The following is a 15403-nucleotide window of genomic DNA, read 5'->3' on the forward strand; positions in this document are numbered from 1 at the left end:
GAGGCGCAGCGCAACCGCCATCGCTTCGCCTGGGTGCCGTTCGGCGGCGGCGCGCATATGTGCCTCGGGCTGCACTTCGCCTATATGCAGGCGAAATGCTTCGCGCGGCATTTCCTGCAGAATCTCGAGGTCTCGCTGGAGCCGGGCTACACGCCGGAATGGCAGATGTGGCCGATCCCGAAGCCACGCGACGGATTGCGCGTGACGCTGCAACCGGTTGCCTGAGCGGATCAGGCCGGGATCAAGCGGCCGCAGCCGCCGGCGCGTCGATGCCGACGACGTCGATACCGTCGGCGCGACCGCGAATCGGAAGCCGGCCGAGATCGCGAACCGCGACCGGCGGCGCGACAACCGTCGAGAGCGTGTCCATGGCGATCGGCAGCAACTTCCCGATCAGCAATGCACAGGCTGGTCCGCCGATAGCGGCTGCATGGAGCGCCCGGGCCTGAGCCCGGCCAATCGACCCCACGCCAAAGAGTTCGGACATTGATGACTCCTTTGATTAACCCGCGCCCTGATCGAACGCCTTGCGCAGTGCGACGTAACCCTGCTGCTGCTGGGTCCAGTTGCGGCCGCCGGTAATGGCGCCGTCGATCAACAGATCGTGGCCGTTGATGAAGCCGGATTCGTCGCTGGCGAGAAAAACCGCGGCATAGGCGATATCCTCCGGCAGCCCGGCGCGGGGGATCGGCTGCGCGTTCTTGTAGATCTCGCGCGTCAAATCGGGGGTCTTCTCTGCCTCCTCGATCGAAAAACCGAGCGCCTTGCCGAAAATGCCGGTGGCAATCAAGCCCGGCGAAATCGAGTTGACGCGGATGCCGGCTTCACCGAGCTCCATCGCCACGCATTTGGTGAGGTGGATGACGGCGGCCTTGGCCGCACCATAGACCAGCGAGGTGGAATAGCCGGCGAGCCTGCCGGCGATGCTGCCGTTGTTGATGATGCTGCCGCTTCCCTGACGGCGCATATGGGGCGCGGCATGCTTCATTCCGAGCATCACGCTGCGCAGTAATGTCGCCATCGCGGCGTCGAAGCGCTGAACATCGAGGCCTTCGATGCCGCCGGTCTGCGCCGGGCCGCCGGCGTTGTTGAACATGCAATCGAGGCGGCCGAATTTTTCGACCGCCTCGCCGATCAGCGCGCGCATGTCGTCCTCGACCGTGACATCGGTGCGGCGGAAGATGCAGGCCGCGCCGAGCTTTTTGGCCAGCGCCTCGCCCTCCGGCACGCGGCGTCCGGCGATGACGATCTTCGCGCCCTCCGCGACGAAGATTTCCGCGGTACGCAGACCGATGCCGCTGGTCGCGCCGGTGATGACCGCGACCTTGCCGCTTAACCGTCCCATGTCGTTCTCCCCTTCTAATGGTTGGGTTCAAAATATCCCCGGCCTGATGGAACAAGGCAAGCCGAGCTTGCTTTCCCAAACAAATGAATTCAATAGCCTCCGAATTCTCCTTGTCGGCGCAGACCGCGTAGTCCGTACCAGGCCCCGGCCTGGTTTTGGATTTGCCGACCGGCCGATGTAATGTGACTCATGGCGAAATTGATCGAAGAATTCCGGCAAGGCTGGCAAGGAACGTCGCGGCCTTCGCCGCTTTTCAGCATCGGATTTGCGGCGTGCTGCCTCGCTTTGGCGACCGCGGCGCGATGGGCTCTTGCCCTGATGCGGCCGGACGTCTTCTTCACTCCCTATTTTCCCGCCGTATTCTTTGCCGCCGCGTTCGGCGGCTTCCGGGTCGGAATCGTGACGGCGCTGGTCGGGGGCGCGCTCGGCGTCAGCGTCCAATTCAACGACGCGCCGGCCGATTCCGCGAGATTCGTGCTTCTGATCATCTACCTCACGGTTTGCGCCATCACGATATGGGGCATCGAACACTACCGGTCGATCGCATCGCAGCAGCGGCAAATCGCAAGACGCCTGATCGAGGAAGAGGTGTACCGGAAGCTCGTGGTCGACGAGCTTCAGCACCGGCTGAAGAACAAATTGTCGACCATTCACGCGGTCCTGCACCAGGTGCTGCACGACCAGCCAAAGGTCTGGGCCAGCATCGATCAGCGCATACGGGCGCTGTCGGCGACCGACGACCTGATCGCACGGGTCGACGGCAGCGGTTGCGACATCAAGGATCTTCTGCTCTTGGAACTCGGACCTTACGACCACGTCCGGTTTACCCTGAACGGCAATCCCTTGTTTCTGCCTGCCAAACTGGCGGTGAGCCTGGCATTGATATTCCACGAGCTCGCCACCAATGCCGGAAAATATGGCGCGTTTTCCTCGCCGCGCGGACTGTTGCAGGTGTCGTGGTCGGTGTCGGACGACCGGCTCACAATCAGCTGGGACGAAACCGAAGGTCCCTCGATCGAAACCATCGGACAAGCCGGCTTTGGCACCAAACTCCTGAAATCGGCGCTCAGGCCGTTCGACGGCAAGACCGAGATCGCCTTTCTGAGAACCGGGATTCATTGCACCATGCAATGCCGCATCCCCGAGGCCTGACCGGCCTAGGCGCGCGGCACTCGCTATCGCCGCTGCATTATTCCGACGTGGGATTGATTCAATCGGGCACTGGTTCGGGCACTTGCTTCGACGGTGTTTCATGGCGGGTGAGCCGCCAGCCCAAGGACCGTTTGTCCGGGCCCGAAACATCGAATTGCAATGTTCGTCCAGCTGTGCAAATCGCTGTGCTAACGTGAATTTACAACAAGGAGGAATTGCCGTGCGTTTACCATTCATTCTGGCGGCCGCTACACTCGGCCTGATCGGGAGCGCTGCCGCGCGCGCCGACGATCTGAAGATTGCCCTGATCTACGGCAAGACCGGCCCGCTGGAGGCTTACGCCAAGCAGACCGAAACCGGCCTGCGCATGGGGCTGGAATACGCCACCAAGGGCACCATGACGCTGGACGGGCGCAAGACCGTCATCATCACCAAGGACGACCAGAGCAAGCCGGATCTGTCCAAGGCGGCGCTTGCCGAGGCCTATCAGGACGACAAGGTCGACATCGCCATCGGCACGTCGTCGTCGGCCGCAGCGCTAGCGGACCTTCCTGTGGCCGAGGAGAACAAGAAGATCCTGATCGTCGAACCGGCAGTCGCGGACCAGATTACCGGCGAAAAATGGAACCGCTACATTTTCCGCACCGGGCGCAATTCGTCGCAGGACGCGATCTCGAACGCGGTGGCGATCGGCAAGTCCGGCGTCACCATCGCGACGCTGGCGCAGGATTATGCATTCGGCCGTGACGGCGTCGCTGCGTTCAAGGAAGCGCTGGCCAAAACCGGCGCGACGCTCGCTGCCGAGGAATATGTCCCGACCACCACGACCGACTTCACCGCAGCCGGCCAGCGCCTGTTCGACGCGTTGAAGGACAAGCCGGGACGCAAGATCATCTGGGTGATCTGGGCAGGCGCCAGCAATCCGCTGGCCGGCCTGCAGGATATGGATCCGAAGCGCTACGGCATCGAGCTTTCGACCGGCGGCAACATCCTGCCGGCGCTGGCCGCTTACAAACAGCTGCCCGGCATGGAAGGCGCGACTTATTACTACTACGACATTCCGAAGAACCCGGTGAACGACTGGCTGGTCGCCGAACATCAGAAACGCTTCAACGCACCGCCGGATTTCTTCACCGCCGGCGGATTCTCCGCCGCGATGGCCGTGGTCGCAGCGGTCACCAAGGCGAAATCCACCGACACCGAAAAGCTGATCAGCGCCATGGAAGGCATGGAGTTCGATACCCCCAAGGGCAAGATGATGTTCCGCAAGGAAGACCATCAGGCGCTGCAGAGCATGTATCACTTCAAGGTCAAGGTCGATCCGAATGTCGCCTGGGCCGTGCTGGAGCCGGTACGTGAACTGAAGATCGAGGACATGAACATCCCGATCCGCAACAAGCGGTAATTGCGATCGTCATTGCCGGGCTTGACCCGGCAATCCGTCTCTTCTTCCAAATAAATGCATTTTTGGAAGAGGATGGATGCGCGGATCAAGTCCGCGCATGACGCCGGAGTGTACGGTGACGCTGGTGAGGCCAGATGACAAACCTTCCGATGACGCCCGCATGACCCACACTCTCGAAACCCGCGACCTGACCATCCGCTTCGGCGGCCATGTCGCGGTCAATCGCGTCAGCTGCATTTTTCGGCCGGGCGAGCTGACCGCCATTGTCGGCCCCAATGGGGCCGGCAAGACCACCTATTTCAACCTCATCTCCGGACAGTTGCGCCCGAGCGAGGGCAGCATCCTGTTCGACGGCCAGGACATGACCCAGCTTTCCGCGCCGCTGCGCACCCGCGCCGGTCTCGGCCGCGCCTTCCAGCTCACCAATCTGTTTCCGAACCTCAGCGTCGAAGAGAACGTCCGGCTTGCCGTGCAATCCGAAAGCGGCGTGCATTACGACATGCTGCGGCCGTGGATGACGCGCAAGGACCTTATCGCGCGCGCCGACGCCATTCTCGACAAGGTCGCGCTCGGCGGCCGCCGCAATGTCGCGGCGACCGCGCTGTCGCATGGCGATCAGCGCAAGCTCGAAGTCGCCCTGATGATGGCGCTCGAGCCCAAGGTCTTCATGTTCGACGAGCCCACCGCCGGCATGAGCATCGATGAAGTCCCCGTCGTCCTCAACCTGATCGCGCAACTCAAGCAGGATGCCAGCAAGATCATCCTGCTGGTCGAGCACAAGATGGACGTGGTGCGCTCGCTGGCCGACCGGATCATCGTCCTGCACAACGGCCAGCTCGTCGCCGACGGCAAGCCGGCCGAGGTGATCGCCTCGCCGATCGTGCAGGAGGCCTATCTCGGCATCGCGCCCGGAAAGAGCGCGGCATGACCGACCTTCTCACCCTCGCCGGCGTGCATACCCATGTCGGGCGCTATCACATTCTGCAGGGTGTCGATTTCGCCGTACCCGAAGGCCAGACCACGATGCTGCTCGGCCGCAACGGCGCCGGCAAGACCTCGACGCTGCGAACCGTCATCGGTCTGTGGCAGGCCTCCGCCGGCCAGATCTCGCTCGACGGGCAACGCATCGAAAACAGCGCGACGCCGGATATCGCCCGGCTCGGCGTCGGCTATGTGCCGGAGAGCATGGCGGTATTCTCCGATCTCTCCGTGAAGGAAAATCTGGTGCTGGCGGCGCGGGACGGCCCGCTCGACGATACCAGGCTAGAGTGGATTTTCAGCTTCTTCCCGGCATTGCGCCGTTTCTGGCTGTCGCGCGCCGGCAGCCTGTCCGGCGGGCAGAAGCAGATGCTTTCCATCGCCCGCGCCATCGTCGAGCCGCGCAAGCTGCTTCTGATCGACGAGCCGACCAAGGGTCTGGCGCCGGCGATCGTGGTGGCGCTAATTGAATGCCTCGCCGAGATCAAGCGCCACGGCGCCACCATTTTGCTGGTCGAGCAGAATTTCCACGCTGCGCGCGAGCTCGGCGACAAGGTGCTGGTGATGGACAACGGCAAGATCGTCCATCGCGGCGAAATGGCGGCGCTCGCCGCCGACGTCGCGCTGCAGGAACGCCTGCTCGGTTTGAGTCTGGAGGCGCATCAGTGACCGACCTCGCCGCGATAGCCGCCTTGCCGAAGCCGAAGCGGGATTTCCTGCCGGTGCTGCTGCCGGTAATCCTCGCACTTGCCATGCTGCCCCTGATCGGATCGGGCAGCTCCTGGGTGACGCTGACGGTGGCGAGCTTCGCCATGGGCATGATGATCTTCATCATGGCGTCCGGGCTGACGCTGGTGTTCGGCCTGATGGACGTGCTCAATTTCGGCCACGGCGCCTTCATTTCGGTCGGCGCCTATGTCGCGACCTTGGTGCTCCTGCCGCTGGCGAGCTGGGTGCAGGCCGATTCGCTGCTGACCAATCTCGCCGTGCTGGCGCCGGCGGCCTTTCTTGCGATGGCGGTATCCGGCGCGCTTGGTCTCGTGGTCGAGCGGGTGCTGATCCTGCCGGTCTACGGCCAGCATCTGAAGCAGATCCTGATGACGACGGGCGGATTGATCGTCGCCGAACAGGCGCTGTATGCACTGTGGGGACCGCAGATCATTCCGCTGCCGCTGCCGACCTCGCTGCGCGGCTCCTTCATCATCGGCGACATCGCGATCGCGAAATACCGCCTGCTGGCGATGCTGGTCGGCCTGGTCGTGTTTTGCGGCATCCAACTAGTGCTGAACCGCACCAAGATCGGGCTTCTTATCCGCGCCGGCGTGGAGAACCGCGAGATGGTGGAGGCGCTCGGCTATCGCATTCGCCGGCTGTTCCTCGGCGTATTCATGGTCGGCTCCGGCCTCGCCGGGCTGGGCGGCGTGATGTGGGCGCTCTATCGCGAGCAGGTGCACGCCTCGATGGGCAACGATCTCACCGTGCTGGTTTTCATCGTGGTGATCATCGGCGGCCTCGGTTCGATCGGCGGCTGTTTTATTGGCGCATTGCTGGTCGCGATGGTGGCGAACTATGGCGGCTTCCTGGTCCCGAAACTGGCGCTGGTCTCCAACATCCTGCTGATGGTCGCGATCCTGATGTGGCGCCCGCGCGGGCTTTATGCGGTGACAAGTCGATGAAGGTTTGCCGATGATGATCCTTTCCGGCGATCCGCCGCGCAGCCGCGCGCTCACGCTCATCCTTGTCGTCGTCATCGCAGGCCTGGCGATCACGCCGTTGGTCTTTCCTGGCGCGAAAGCGATGAACGTCGCCACCAAGATCTGCATCTTCGCGGCACTGGTGGCGTCCTACGACCTCCTGCTCGGCTACACCGGCACGGTGTCGTTCGCGCACACCATGTTCTACGGCATCGGCAGTTACGCGATCGCGATCGCGCTGTATTCGATGGGACCGAGCTGGGCGGCGGTCGCGACCGGCGTCGTGATCGGCCTGCCGCTGGCGATGCTGCTGGCACTCGCCATCGGCCTGTTCTCGCTGCGGGTCGAGGCGATCTTCTTCGCGATGATCACGCTGGCGGTGGCCTCCGCCTTCCTGGTGCTGGCGTCGCAACTGTCGTGGCTCACCGGCGGCGAGGACGGCCGCAGCTTCCAGCTGCCGGAATTGCTGCGGCCGGGCACAGTGCTGATTTCCAGGGGCACGCTCGGCTTCGAGCTCAACGGCCGCGTGCTGACCTATTACCTCATCTTCATCGCCTCCGCCGCCATGATCCTGGCGCTGTTGCGCGTGGTGAATTCGCCGTTCGGCCGCGTGCTGCAGGCGATCCGGGAAAACCGCTTCCGCGCCGAGGCGCTCGGCTTCCGCACGGTGTTTCACCTGACCTACGCGAACTGCATCGCCGCGCTGGTCGCGGCGAGTGCCGGCATGCTGAACGCACTGTGGCTGCGTTATGCCGGACCGGACACCTCGCTGAGCTTTTCCATCATGCTGGACATTCTGCTGATGGTGGTGATCGGCGGCATGGGCACGATCTACGGCGCCATCATCGGCGCCACCATCTTCATCCTGGCGCAGAACTATCTGCAGGCGCTGATGGGGGCTGCCTCCAACGCCGCCGCAGAGGCGGGACTGCCGCTGCTGCCGGGGTTGTTGCATCCGGACCGCTGGCTGCTCTGGCTCGGGCTGTTGTTCATCGCCAGCGTCTATTTCTTTCCGACCGGCGTGGTCGGACGGTTGCGCAACCCGCCGCGCAAATCGGCTTGAGGGCGAGGCAGGGAAAGCCCACCGTCGTTCCGTTTCGATGGAATCGAAACGGGAAAGGCTCTAGGATCGCCAAAGTCATTCCGCGCCGATGCGGATCACTCCAGCTTCTGAAGAAATCGCATGCCTCCTGTTTCGATCTTGCTGAACGTCCTCTGGATCGTGTTCGGCGGCCTGTACATGGCCCTGGGCTGGGTGATCGCCGGCATCATCATGGCCATCACCATCATCGGCCTGCCCTGGGCGAAGGCCGCGTTCACGATCGCGGCTTATACGCTGCTGCCGTTCGGTCAAAAGGCGGTGCGCCGCGACAGCCTGACCGGCCGGCCCGATATCGGCACCGGGCCGCTCGGCATGATCGGCAATTTGATTTGGCTGGTGCTGGCGGGCTGGTGGCTGGCGCTCGCGCACATGGTCACCGCGGTGGTGCTTGCGGTGACGATTATCGGCATTCCCTTCGCATGGGCGCATGTCAAACTCGCCGGTCTGGCGCTCTGGCCGATCGGCAAGGAAATCGTTCCGGCCTAAAGCATGATCCCGAATCGGTTTCCGGAAAGATCATGCCCGGTCAAAAGAGAAGGGAATGAGGCTGATTGGGCGATGCAGGTTCCTTGCCTCAGCGCCAGCCTTCATGGGCTTCGATCGGCTGGTCGCAGACCCAATGCGGTCGCAGCAGCACCTGCAAACCGGCCTCGAAGGAAAGAACGCCGACCTGGCGTCCTTCCTGGAGAATCTTGATCGCCCAGTTTCTCGGCACGGAGGGATACTCCTGGACCAGCCTTTGAACGATACCGGCAGCGAACAGCATCGCGTCGATATCGTCTTCCAGCGCCGCCCCATCATGGCCATGGCCATCAATGCGGTTAACGGGATCGCATACGTGAAATCTGTAAAACGCCATGAACCAACGATGCCCAAGCCCGCGCGGACCGCTTTGACCTCGATCAAATAGCCGCTTTCGCGGGCAACGGGAACCATGACCCGGCCCCTCTGTCCAGCCCTGCGATCCCGGTCGGGCGGTTCATTTTTGGGCACTTCCCCGCCGGGCCTTTTCGCCGAGCGCCTGAATGGCCTCTTCGACGCTGCGAAAGGAATGGTCGGGACCGAGCAGCTCGTCGATGCCGAACCGCGCCATCGCCGCCTGCGCCCGGATCGATTCCAGCCGCGCGATGGCGAAATCGACGCCATCGGCATGACACCTGCGAATGAGCTCGCGCAATATCTGCGCCGCCGTGAAGTCGATCTCGACAATGCCGGTCGCCTCCAGCACCAGCAGCCGCGCCGCCTGTGCCTGGGATTGCAGCGCGTCCAGGACATCGCGCCGGAAATGATAGGCGTTGAGAAAGGACAATGGCGCCTGGAACCCCGCGACGATGATTCCGGGCTCCTGCTCGCCGGGCAGATTCGGGCTCGATGGCCACCAGACCGAGCTTCCGGGCACACGCTCGAAGACCACCAGCCGCGCCCGCGTCGTGCTCCAGATGCCGTGCAGCAGCGAGAGCGCGATTCCGATCCCAACACCCTGCTCGATCGGGAGCAGGATGATCGCCGCCGCCGTCACGGCGATCAGAAGAAATTCGCCCAATGATTGGCGGTAGATCGCGACGATCTGATTGACGCGGACGATGCGCAAGGCGACGAACAGCAACACGCCGCCGAGCGCGGCGTTCGGAATGCGGCCGAGCAGCGAGGCGCCAAAGGCCAGCAGGACGATCACGATCGCCGCGGCGGCAAGGCCGGCGAGCTGGGAGCGGCCGCCGGTCTCGCGAACCACTGCGGTGCGCGGCGGGCTGGCATTGACCGGAAACGCCCCGATCAGCCCCGACAGGACACTGCCGACACCGACGCCGACGAAGTCGCGATCGACATCCGGCGGATCATCGGCAGAGGACGGAAAGGATCGCGTCGTCGCCGCCGTCTGCACCATCACCACGACCGCGATGATCAGACTGAGCGACACCAGGCCTGACAACCGGCCGGCCGAGAGGTCCGGCACCGCAAGCACCGGCACCGCGGCGGAGACCGCACCGAGAACGCTGACGCCGCGACTCTCGAGCCCGAGCAGCGCGACGCCCGAGCTCGCCAGCGCAAGGCCGATCAAGGCGCCGGGAATGCGCGCATCGATCCGTTCCGATAGAGCGATGACGGCCAGAACCCCCATGCCGATCACGAGCGTAAACAGGTTTGTCTCGTTCAGATGCGCGGCGAGGGTCGCAATGCGCTGCGGCAACGGGCCGCCGGGCGCGGCTACTCCGAGAATCCCGGGCAGCTGGGAAATCAGGATGTGCACGGAAATGCCGGCGAGAAAGCCTGTCGTCACCGGTATCGAAAGCAGATCCGCAATCCAGCCCAGACGGAAAATTCCGGCTGCGAAAACCAGCAGTCCGACCATCAGGGCCAGCGCTGCCGCCAGCGCCAGGTATTGCGGATCGCTGGAGACGGCCAGCGCCGCGAGGCCTCCGGCAAAGATCGGCGTGATGGTCGAATCCGCCCCGCACGACAGGAAGCGATTGCTTCCGAACAAGGCGAATGCCAGCGAGCCCGCGAGAAAGGCGAAGAAGCCGAACTGCGGGGCAAACCCGCCGAGTCGGGCCGTCGCCATTTGCTCGGGAATGGCGATCGCGGCGAGCGTCAATCCCGCGAACAGATCGCGGGTAAGGAATTGCAGGGAATAGGATTGCAGCGAACAGAACACGGGCCAGGCTTTGCCCGCGAAACCGGGATCCGGAGAACCGGAACTATTCGTCATCACCCTTGCTCCTGAGGTCGTGTTCTCGCGCGATCAATTGCAACGCTATCACGCCGGCTTCCGAGATCGAAAACCGCGCCAGGACGATGGCCCGAGGTCATCCCGCAACGCGGTATAATGGATGTTTTGCGCATCATATCTTGAGGCCGGGGAAACCATTAAGCCCCCGGTAACCTGATTTGCTAACGGGTTATGCCATTTGTGCATTGTATGCATGTTCCCCGGGGAGTCGGGAATGCGATTGGATTCCAGCATATCGGCCGAAGCTAGAATATCTGGTACCGCGGCGACAGCGCCGCATCACGTGCCCGCGTCGTTTCGGCGGGGCCCGGTGCTTTGGCTCATTCTCTCCGGCGTTCTCCTGGTCACGGCGATCACGATCGGCACGGCGCTGATCATCGGCCAATTCCGCGAGCGCGCGCTCAGCAACGGCGAGCGCGAGCTCGAAAACGCCGTGCGGCTGCTCAGCCGCCACTTCGACCAGCAGTTGGGCGATCTTGAAGTTCCTCTGAGCGACCTCATCGCGCAAATACAGGCGGCGGGCGTCGCATCTCCTGAAGCTTTCAAGCGCTATATGTCCGCTCCCGAAATGCACCTGTTGATGAAGGCCAAAGTCAGTGCGCCTTCGGAAATCGCGGGCATCAACGTTTATGATTCAGAGGGCACCCTGATCAATTCGTCGGTGGTGTCCGTCGTCCCAGCCGTCAACATCGCCGATCGCGCCTATTTCAGAGCCCTCAAATCGAACCCCGAGGAGCAACAGATCGAACTGGTTCGCAGCCGCTTTTCCGGAGGTGTGAGAACGGTCGTAGCCCGCAAGGTCCTCGGGCCGAATGGTGAATTTCTGGGTGTCGTTTCGCGAGCCATCGCCCCGGCGAAGTTTGAAGATTTCTTTTCGTCGGTGACGCTCGGAAAGGACGCCGCGATCTCGATGTTCCATCGTGATGGAACGCTGCTGGCGCGCCATCCGCACGTCGATCCGATGATCGGCCAGAACTTCAGTGCGGCTCCGCTGCTCACGAAAGTCCTGACCGAGGGCGGTCAACAGACCCAGCGCGTGAAAAGTCCCGTCGACCATCAGGACCGGCTCGGGTCGGCGGCCGGATTAAGCCATTTCCCGATGGTAGTCGTCGCGACCACAACCGTATCGTCGGCGCTCGCCGACTGGCGGGCGCAGACCCGATTCATGGTCGCTACCGCAGCCCTGTCCGCGCTGGTGATCGCCTTCATTCTGTTCCTGATCGTCCGGCAGATGACCCGGCAAAATCGAGAAGCGCAGCAGCGGCTGGAATCGGAGAAGCATCGGCTCGACACCGCCCTGAACAACATGACGCAGGGCCTCGTGCTGTATGACGCGTCCGCACGGATCGTCACCACCAACCAGCGCTATCTCGATATGTACAATCTATCGACAGAGGTCGTGAAGCCCGGGTGTCATTTTTTCGACCTGATCCGGCATCGCCAAGAAACCGGATCGTTCGACGGCGATGTCGAGGAATTCTGTTCGAATATCCTGCGCAACGTCGCGGCGGGAAAAATCACCTACAGCGTCATGGAAAGCGCCGACGGACGTTCGTTTCAGATCGTCAACAAGCCGCTGGCACAAGGCGGATGGGTCGCCACCATCGAAGACATCACGGAGCGCCGAAACCTCGAACAGGAACGCGACCGCAACTCCGCATTCCTGCGCCAGATCATCGATCATATCCCGACGCAGATTACCGTGAAGGACGTACGCGACCGCCGCTACGTGCTGGCCAACCGGGTGGCCGAGCTCCAGTTCGGTCTGCCGCACGATACCGTCGTCGGCAAGACCGCCTTCGACCTGTTCCCGAAGCCGATCGCCGAGCGAATCGCGGCGGACGATGACCTGTCTCTGCAATTCCCCGACGGCATGACGCTGGATGATCACCGCTTTGAAAGCAAGCAATCGGGCAGCCTTCTGATCACATCGAAGCGCATCGGAATCCGGGATCAGGCCGGCGAGCCACGCTACATCATCAACGTCGTCGAAGACGTCACCGAGCGCCGCCTCGCCGACGAGAAGATCGCCCATCTCGCGCATTATGACGCGCTGACCGACCTGCCGAACCGCGTGTTGTTCCGCGAACGGATCGAGCGGGAGCTGCAGCGAACCAGCCGGGGCAGGCAATTCGCGCTGCTTTATATCGACGTCGACGAATTCAAGGGCATCAACGATTCGCTCGGACATCATGTCGGCGACGAACTGCTGAAGGCGGTGGCCGCCCGGATCAGGAGTTGCATCCGGGATACCGATCACGTCGCGCGGCTGGGCGGCGACGAATTCGCGGTGATCCAGACCGACATCGCGGACCCACAGGACGTCGTGGAATTCGTGACGCGCATTCATGAGGCGATCCGGCAGCCCTATGAATGCCTCGGCCACCACCTGACTACCGATGCGAGCATCGGCATTGCCATGGCGCCGCAGGACGGCACCGACCTGGATCAGCTGATCAAGAATGCCGATCTGGCGATGTACGGCGCCAAGGCCGACGGCCGCCGCACCTACCGCTTCTTCGAGCCGGCGATGGATGCCCGCGCCAAGGCGCGGCTCACCCTAGAACGGGATCTGCGGCAGGCACTGGCGGACGGTGGCTTCGAGATTCACTACCAGCCGCTGGTCGATCTCAAGCGCGACGAGGTCACCGGCTGCGAGGCGCTGTTGCGCTGGCGTCATCCCGAGCGCGGCATGATCTCGCCGGCCGATTTCATCCCCGTCGCGGAAGACACCGGCCTGATCGTCGAACTAGGCGAATGGGTGCTGCAAACCGCCTGCGCCGAGGCGGCGACCTGGCCGGATCACATCCGGGTCTCGGTCAACGTCTCGCCGGTCCAGCTGAAATGCCCGACGCTGGCGCTGAAGATCGCCGGCGCGCTCGCCTCTTCCGGCCTGGCCGCGAACCGGCTGGAGCTGGAAATCACCGAGGCGGTGCTGATCCGCGACGACGAGGCCGCGCTCGCCATCCTGCATCAGCTCCGCGCCATCGGCATCCGCATCGCGCTGGACGATTTCGGCACCGGCTATTCCTCGCTGAGCTATCTGAAGCGCTTCCCGTTCGACAAGATCAAGATCGACCGCTGTTTCATCAGCGACATCACGGAAATCGACGGCTCCTCCGTCATCGTGCAGGCGGTGGTGAACATCGCCGCCGCCGGCAACATGACAACGACGGCGGAAGGCGTCGAGACGTCGGAGCAGAAGGAAATGCTGCGCGCGCTCGGCTGCACCGAGATGCAGGGCTATTTGTTCAGCGCCGCCAAACCGGGCCCCGAGGTGCGGCGCCTGTTCGGCGGCCGCGAGCAGATGACGGCGGCGGTGGCCTGATTTTGGTCGCTGCCGCAATTCCCCATTATTGCCCCTGGCCCGCCTGCAACTCACGCCGCGAGCCGGCCGCGATTGTTCTGCGCAATAATAGGTCGCACCAGACGGCCGAAGCGTTCGGCCTCCGCGTCGTGCAGATAGCCGGACAGGCAGAACGAATGGCAGCCGGCGTCGATGAACTGCTGCAGCGTGCCGGCGCATTGCGCGGGGTTGCCGACCACGGCGATCCCGGCGCCCGGCCGCACCTTGGTGATGCCGGTCCATAGATGCGGCAGCAACAGGTCGCCGTGCTCGCGGGCGAGTTCCTGCACGCGCCGGTTGGCCTCGGACCTGGTGTAGAGCGTCGTCATCTCCTGCTTCTGCCGCTCGGTCGCGTCGCGCACCAGGATGTCGGCGGCCTCCCAGGCGTCGCGTTCTTCCTCGCGGCAGATCACCTGCAGCCGCATGCCGAAGCCGATGGTGTTTTCGCGGCCATGAGCCCTGGCCATCTCCCTGATCTCGGCGATATTCAAAGCGATCCGCTCCGGCAGATCGCCCCAGAACAGATGCACGTCGGAATGTTTCGCCGACATTTCCCAAGCCTGCCGCGAGCCGCCGCCGAGATAGAATTTCGGAAACGGCTGCTGCAGCGGCCGCGGCCGGATATGCGCGCCGGAGATCGTGTGAAACTTGCCTTCGAAATGCACCGGTCCGCGTGCGGTCCACAGCGCCTTGAGGATCGAGACTTCCTCTTCCATCAGCGCGTAGCGCTCTTCCTTGGCGTAACGCACGCCCTCAGCCACGACTTCGCTTTCGTTCTGGCCCGCGATCAGATTGATACAGATGCGCCCGCCCGACATCCGGTCGAAGGTCGAGATCATCTTCGCCAGCAGCACCGGATTGATGTAGCCGGGCCGGGCCGCGATCAGCGGCTTTATCTTCGACGAACGTGCCGCCATGAAGGCGCCGGTGATCCAGGCCTCCCAGCACACCGAGCCCACCGGAATCAGCAAATACTCAAAGCCCGCCTGCTCGGCGGCCTGCACGACGCGGTCGCATAATTCGGGCGATCCCGGCACCTGGGCCTCGGGCACGCCATAGGCCGTGGTGTCACCGTGCGTGGGCAGATACCAGCCGAATTCCAGCGGACGCATGAATGATCACTCCCTGAAGGCGGCTTCGCCGCACGGTTTTCCTCAAGGGCCAGTTTACAGGCTGCGCCGGACGGAACAATCGCCCCGGTCGCTGGGGGCGAACTAACCGACGGTTGTATTGGAGGGAAATTAGGGAAAAAGGGCGTGCAAGCCTCATTTCGCGCGCGACAATCGCTCCCGATAGGCCTCCATTCCCAGGCGCACGTCCTTGTCTTCGACCCATTCGCCGCCCTCATCCATGACGCCCGCCTCCAGCATCGCCGCGGCACACGGCCAGTGCAGATCGACCCAGCACGGAATATCGGCCTCCGGCATGCCGCTGCGGCGACAGATGCGCTTGGCCATCTCGCGGGCCAGTGGTTCGATGTTGGAGGTCATGGAATTGGAGGTCTTGGGATTGGAAGTCCTGGGATTAGCGTCAATTGCCTGGGTTCCGGCCGGAAGTCATCTAGCCCTTGGACATTGCCGAAAGCAGGGCAATCGGCTAGATGAACCGGTAACGCACCCGTAGCTCAGCTGGATAGAGCGTTGCCCTCCGAAG

At 63.2% G+C, this 15403-nt stretch carries 15 protein-coding genes; 9 read left to right on the plus strand and 6 right to left on the minus strand.

Going from position 1 to position 15403, the window contains the following annotated elements:
- On the plus strand, nt 1–225 hold a 225-nt coding region (locus QZ213_RS12140; protein WP_291686314.1), incomplete at its 5' end, for a cytochrome P450.
- Nucleotides 226–241: 16 nt separating this feature from the next.
- Here the strand turns inward: QZ213_RS12140 and QZ213_RS12145 are convergent.
- Both QZ213_RS12145 and QZ213_RS12150 read right to left on the minus strand, forming a co-directional pair.
- Nucleotides 242–487, minus strand: a complete 246-nt coding sequence (locus tag QZ213_RS12145; protein WP_291686315.1) for a hypothetical protein — start codon at nt 485–487, stop codon at nt 242–244.
- A gap of 15 nt (nt 488–502) precedes the next feature.
- Complete coding sequence (locus tag QZ213_RS12150; protein WP_291686316.1) at nt 503–1345, minus strand: glucose 1-dehydrogenase; 843 nt, start codon at nt 1343–1345, stop codon at nt 503–505.
- A 189-nt stretch (nt 1346–1534) separates the two neighbouring features.
- On the opposite strand from QZ213_RS12150, the gene QZ213_RS12155 reads away from it, so the two are divergent.
- From QZ213_RS12155 to QZ213_RS12185, 7 genes are all read left to right on the plus strand, one after another.
- Entirely contained in the window at nt 1535–2497 is a 963-nt protein-coding gene (locus QZ213_RS12155) for a sensor histidine kinase (RefSeq protein WP_291686317.1), read from the plus strand.
- Nucleotides 2498–2717: 220 nt separating this feature from the next.
- The gene (locus QZ213_RS12160; RefSeq protein ID WP_291686318.1) at nt 2718–3902 is read left to right on the plus strand and encodes a substrate-binding domain-containing protein; all 1185 of its coding nucleotides are present in this window, start codon (nt 2718–2720) and stop codon (nt 3900–3902) included.
- Nucleotides 3903–4062: 160 nt separating this feature from the next.
- On the plus strand, nt 4063–4830 hold the full coding sequence (locus tag QZ213_RS12165; RefSeq protein WP_291686328.1) for an ABC transporter ATP-binding protein: 768 nt from the start codon (nt 4063–4065) through the stop codon (nt 4828–4830).
- Nucleotides 4827–5549: an ABC transporter ATP-binding protein gene (locus QZ213_RS12170; RefSeq protein ID WP_291686319.1), complete on the plus strand. Its 723-nt coding sequence runs from the start codon at nt 4827–4829 to the stop codon at nt 5547–5549. Before QZ213_RS12165 ends, QZ213_RS12170 begins: the two co-directional genes overlap by 4 nt.
- Complete coding sequence (locus QZ213_RS12175) at nt 5546–6556, plus strand: branched-chain amino acid ABC transporter permease (RefSeq protein ID WP_291686320.1); 1011 nt, start codon at nt 5546–5548, stop codon at nt 6554–6556. Before QZ213_RS12170 ends, QZ213_RS12175 begins: the two co-directional genes overlap by 4 nt.
- A 10-nt stretch (nt 6557–6566) precedes the next feature.
- On the plus strand, nt 6567–7637 hold the full coding sequence (locus QZ213_RS12180) for a branched-chain amino acid ABC transporter permease (protein ID WP_291686321.1): 1071 nt from the start codon (nt 6567–6569) through the stop codon (nt 7635–7637).
- Nucleotides 7638–7757: 120 nt separating this feature from the next.
- Nucleotides 7758–8162, plus strand: coding sequence for a YccF domain-containing protein (locus QZ213_RS12185; protein WP_291686322.1), 405 nt, complete (start codon nt 7758–7760; stop codon nt 8160–8162).
- A gap of 88 nt (nt 8163–8250) precedes the next feature.
- Here QZ213_RS12185 and QZ213_RS12190 read toward each other — a convergent pair whose 3' ends face one another.
- Both QZ213_RS12190 and QZ213_RS12195 read right to left on the minus strand, forming a co-directional pair.
- The gene (locus QZ213_RS12190; RefSeq protein ID WP_291686323.1) at nt 8251–8535 is read right to left on the minus strand and encodes a hypothetical protein; all 285 of its coding nucleotides are present in this window, start codon (nt 8533–8535) and stop codon (nt 8251–8253) included.
- 120 nt (nt 8536–8655) lie between these two features.
- Nucleotides 8656–10383 carry a SulP family inorganic anion transporter gene (locus QZ213_RS12195; RefSeq protein ID WP_291686324.1) on the minus strand — a complete coding sequence of 576 codons (1728 nt, stop codon included), beginning with the start codon at nt 10381–10383 and terminating at the stop codon, nt 8656–8658.
- Nucleotides 10384–10714: 331 nt separating this feature from the next.
- On the opposite strand from QZ213_RS12195, the gene QZ213_RS12200 reads away from it, so the two are divergent.
- Nucleotides 10715–13732, plus strand: a complete 3018-nt coding sequence (locus QZ213_RS12200) for an EAL domain-containing protein (RefSeq protein ID WP_291686325.1) — start codon at nt 10715–10717, stop codon at nt 13730–13732.
- Between the two features lie 50 nt (nt 13733–13782).
- Here the strand turns inward: QZ213_RS12200 and QZ213_RS12205 are convergent, their stop codons facing one another.
- The gene (locus tag QZ213_RS12205) at nt 13783–14862 is read right to left on the minus strand and encodes an LLM class flavin-dependent oxidoreductase (protein WP_291686326.1); all 1080 of its coding nucleotides are present in this window, start codon (nt 14860–14862) and stop codon (nt 13783–13785) included.
- A gap of 153 nt (nt 14863–15015) precedes the next feature.
- Nucleotides 15016–15240, minus strand: a complete 225-nt coding sequence (locus tag QZ213_RS12210) for a hypothetical protein (RefSeq protein ID WP_291686327.1) — start codon at nt 15238–15240, stop codon at nt 15016–15018.
- Nucleotides 15241–15403: the final 163 nt, after the last annotated feature.

This window comes from Bradyrhizobium sp. (genome assembly GCF_017881085.1).
In the GTDB taxonomy this organism is placed as follows: domain Bacteria; phylum Pseudomonadota; class Alphaproteobacteria; order Rhizobiales; family Xanthobacteraceae; genus Bradyrhizobium.

Excerpts from the sequence above, each read along its gene's own strand:
- QZ213_RS12145 (WP_291686315.1), bottom strand. The coding sequence starts at position 487 with ATGTCCGAACTCTTTGGCGTGGGGTCGATTGGCCGGGCTCAGGCCCGG.
- QZ213_RS12150 (WP_291686316.1), bottom strand. The coding sequence starts at position 1,345 with ATGGGACGGTTAAGCGGCAAGGTCGCGGTCATCACCGGCGCGACCAGC.
- QZ213_RS12155 (WP_291686317.1), top strand. The coding sequence starts at position 1,535 with ATGGCGAAATTGATCGAAGAATTCCGGCAAGGCTGGCAAGGAACGTCG.
- QZ213_RS12165 (WP_291686328.1), top strand. The coding sequence starts at position 4,063 with ATGACCCACACTCTCGAAACCCGCGACCTGACCATCCGCTTCGGCGGC.
- QZ213_RS12170 (WP_291686319.1), top strand. The coding sequence starts at position 4,827 with ATGACCGACCTTCTCACCCTCGCCGGCGTGCATACCCATGTCGGGCGC.
- QZ213_RS12180 (WP_291686321.1), top strand. The coding sequence starts at position 6,567 with ATGATGATCCTTTCCGGCGATCCGCCGCGCAGCCGCGCGCTCACGCTC.
- QZ213_RS12185 (WP_291686322.1), top strand. The coding sequence starts at position 7,758 with ATGCCTCCTGTTTCGATCTTGCTGAACGTCCTCTGGATCGTGTTCGGC.
- QZ213_RS12190 (WP_291686323.1), bottom strand. The coding sequence starts at position 8,535 with ATGGCGTTTTACAGATTTCACGTATGCGATCCCGTTAACCGCATTGAT.
- QZ213_RS12195 (WP_291686324.1), bottom strand. The coding sequence starts at position 10,383 with ATGACGAATAGTTCCGGTTCTCCGGATCCCGGTTTCGCGGGCAAAGCC.
- QZ213_RS12205 (WP_291686326.1), bottom strand. The coding sequence starts at position 14,862 with ATGCGTCCGCTGGAATTCGGCTGGTATCTGCCCACGCACGGTGACACC.
- QZ213_RS12210 (WP_291686327.1), bottom strand. The coding sequence starts at position 15,240 with ATGACCTCCAACATCGAACCACTGGCCCGCGAGATGGCCAAGCGCATC.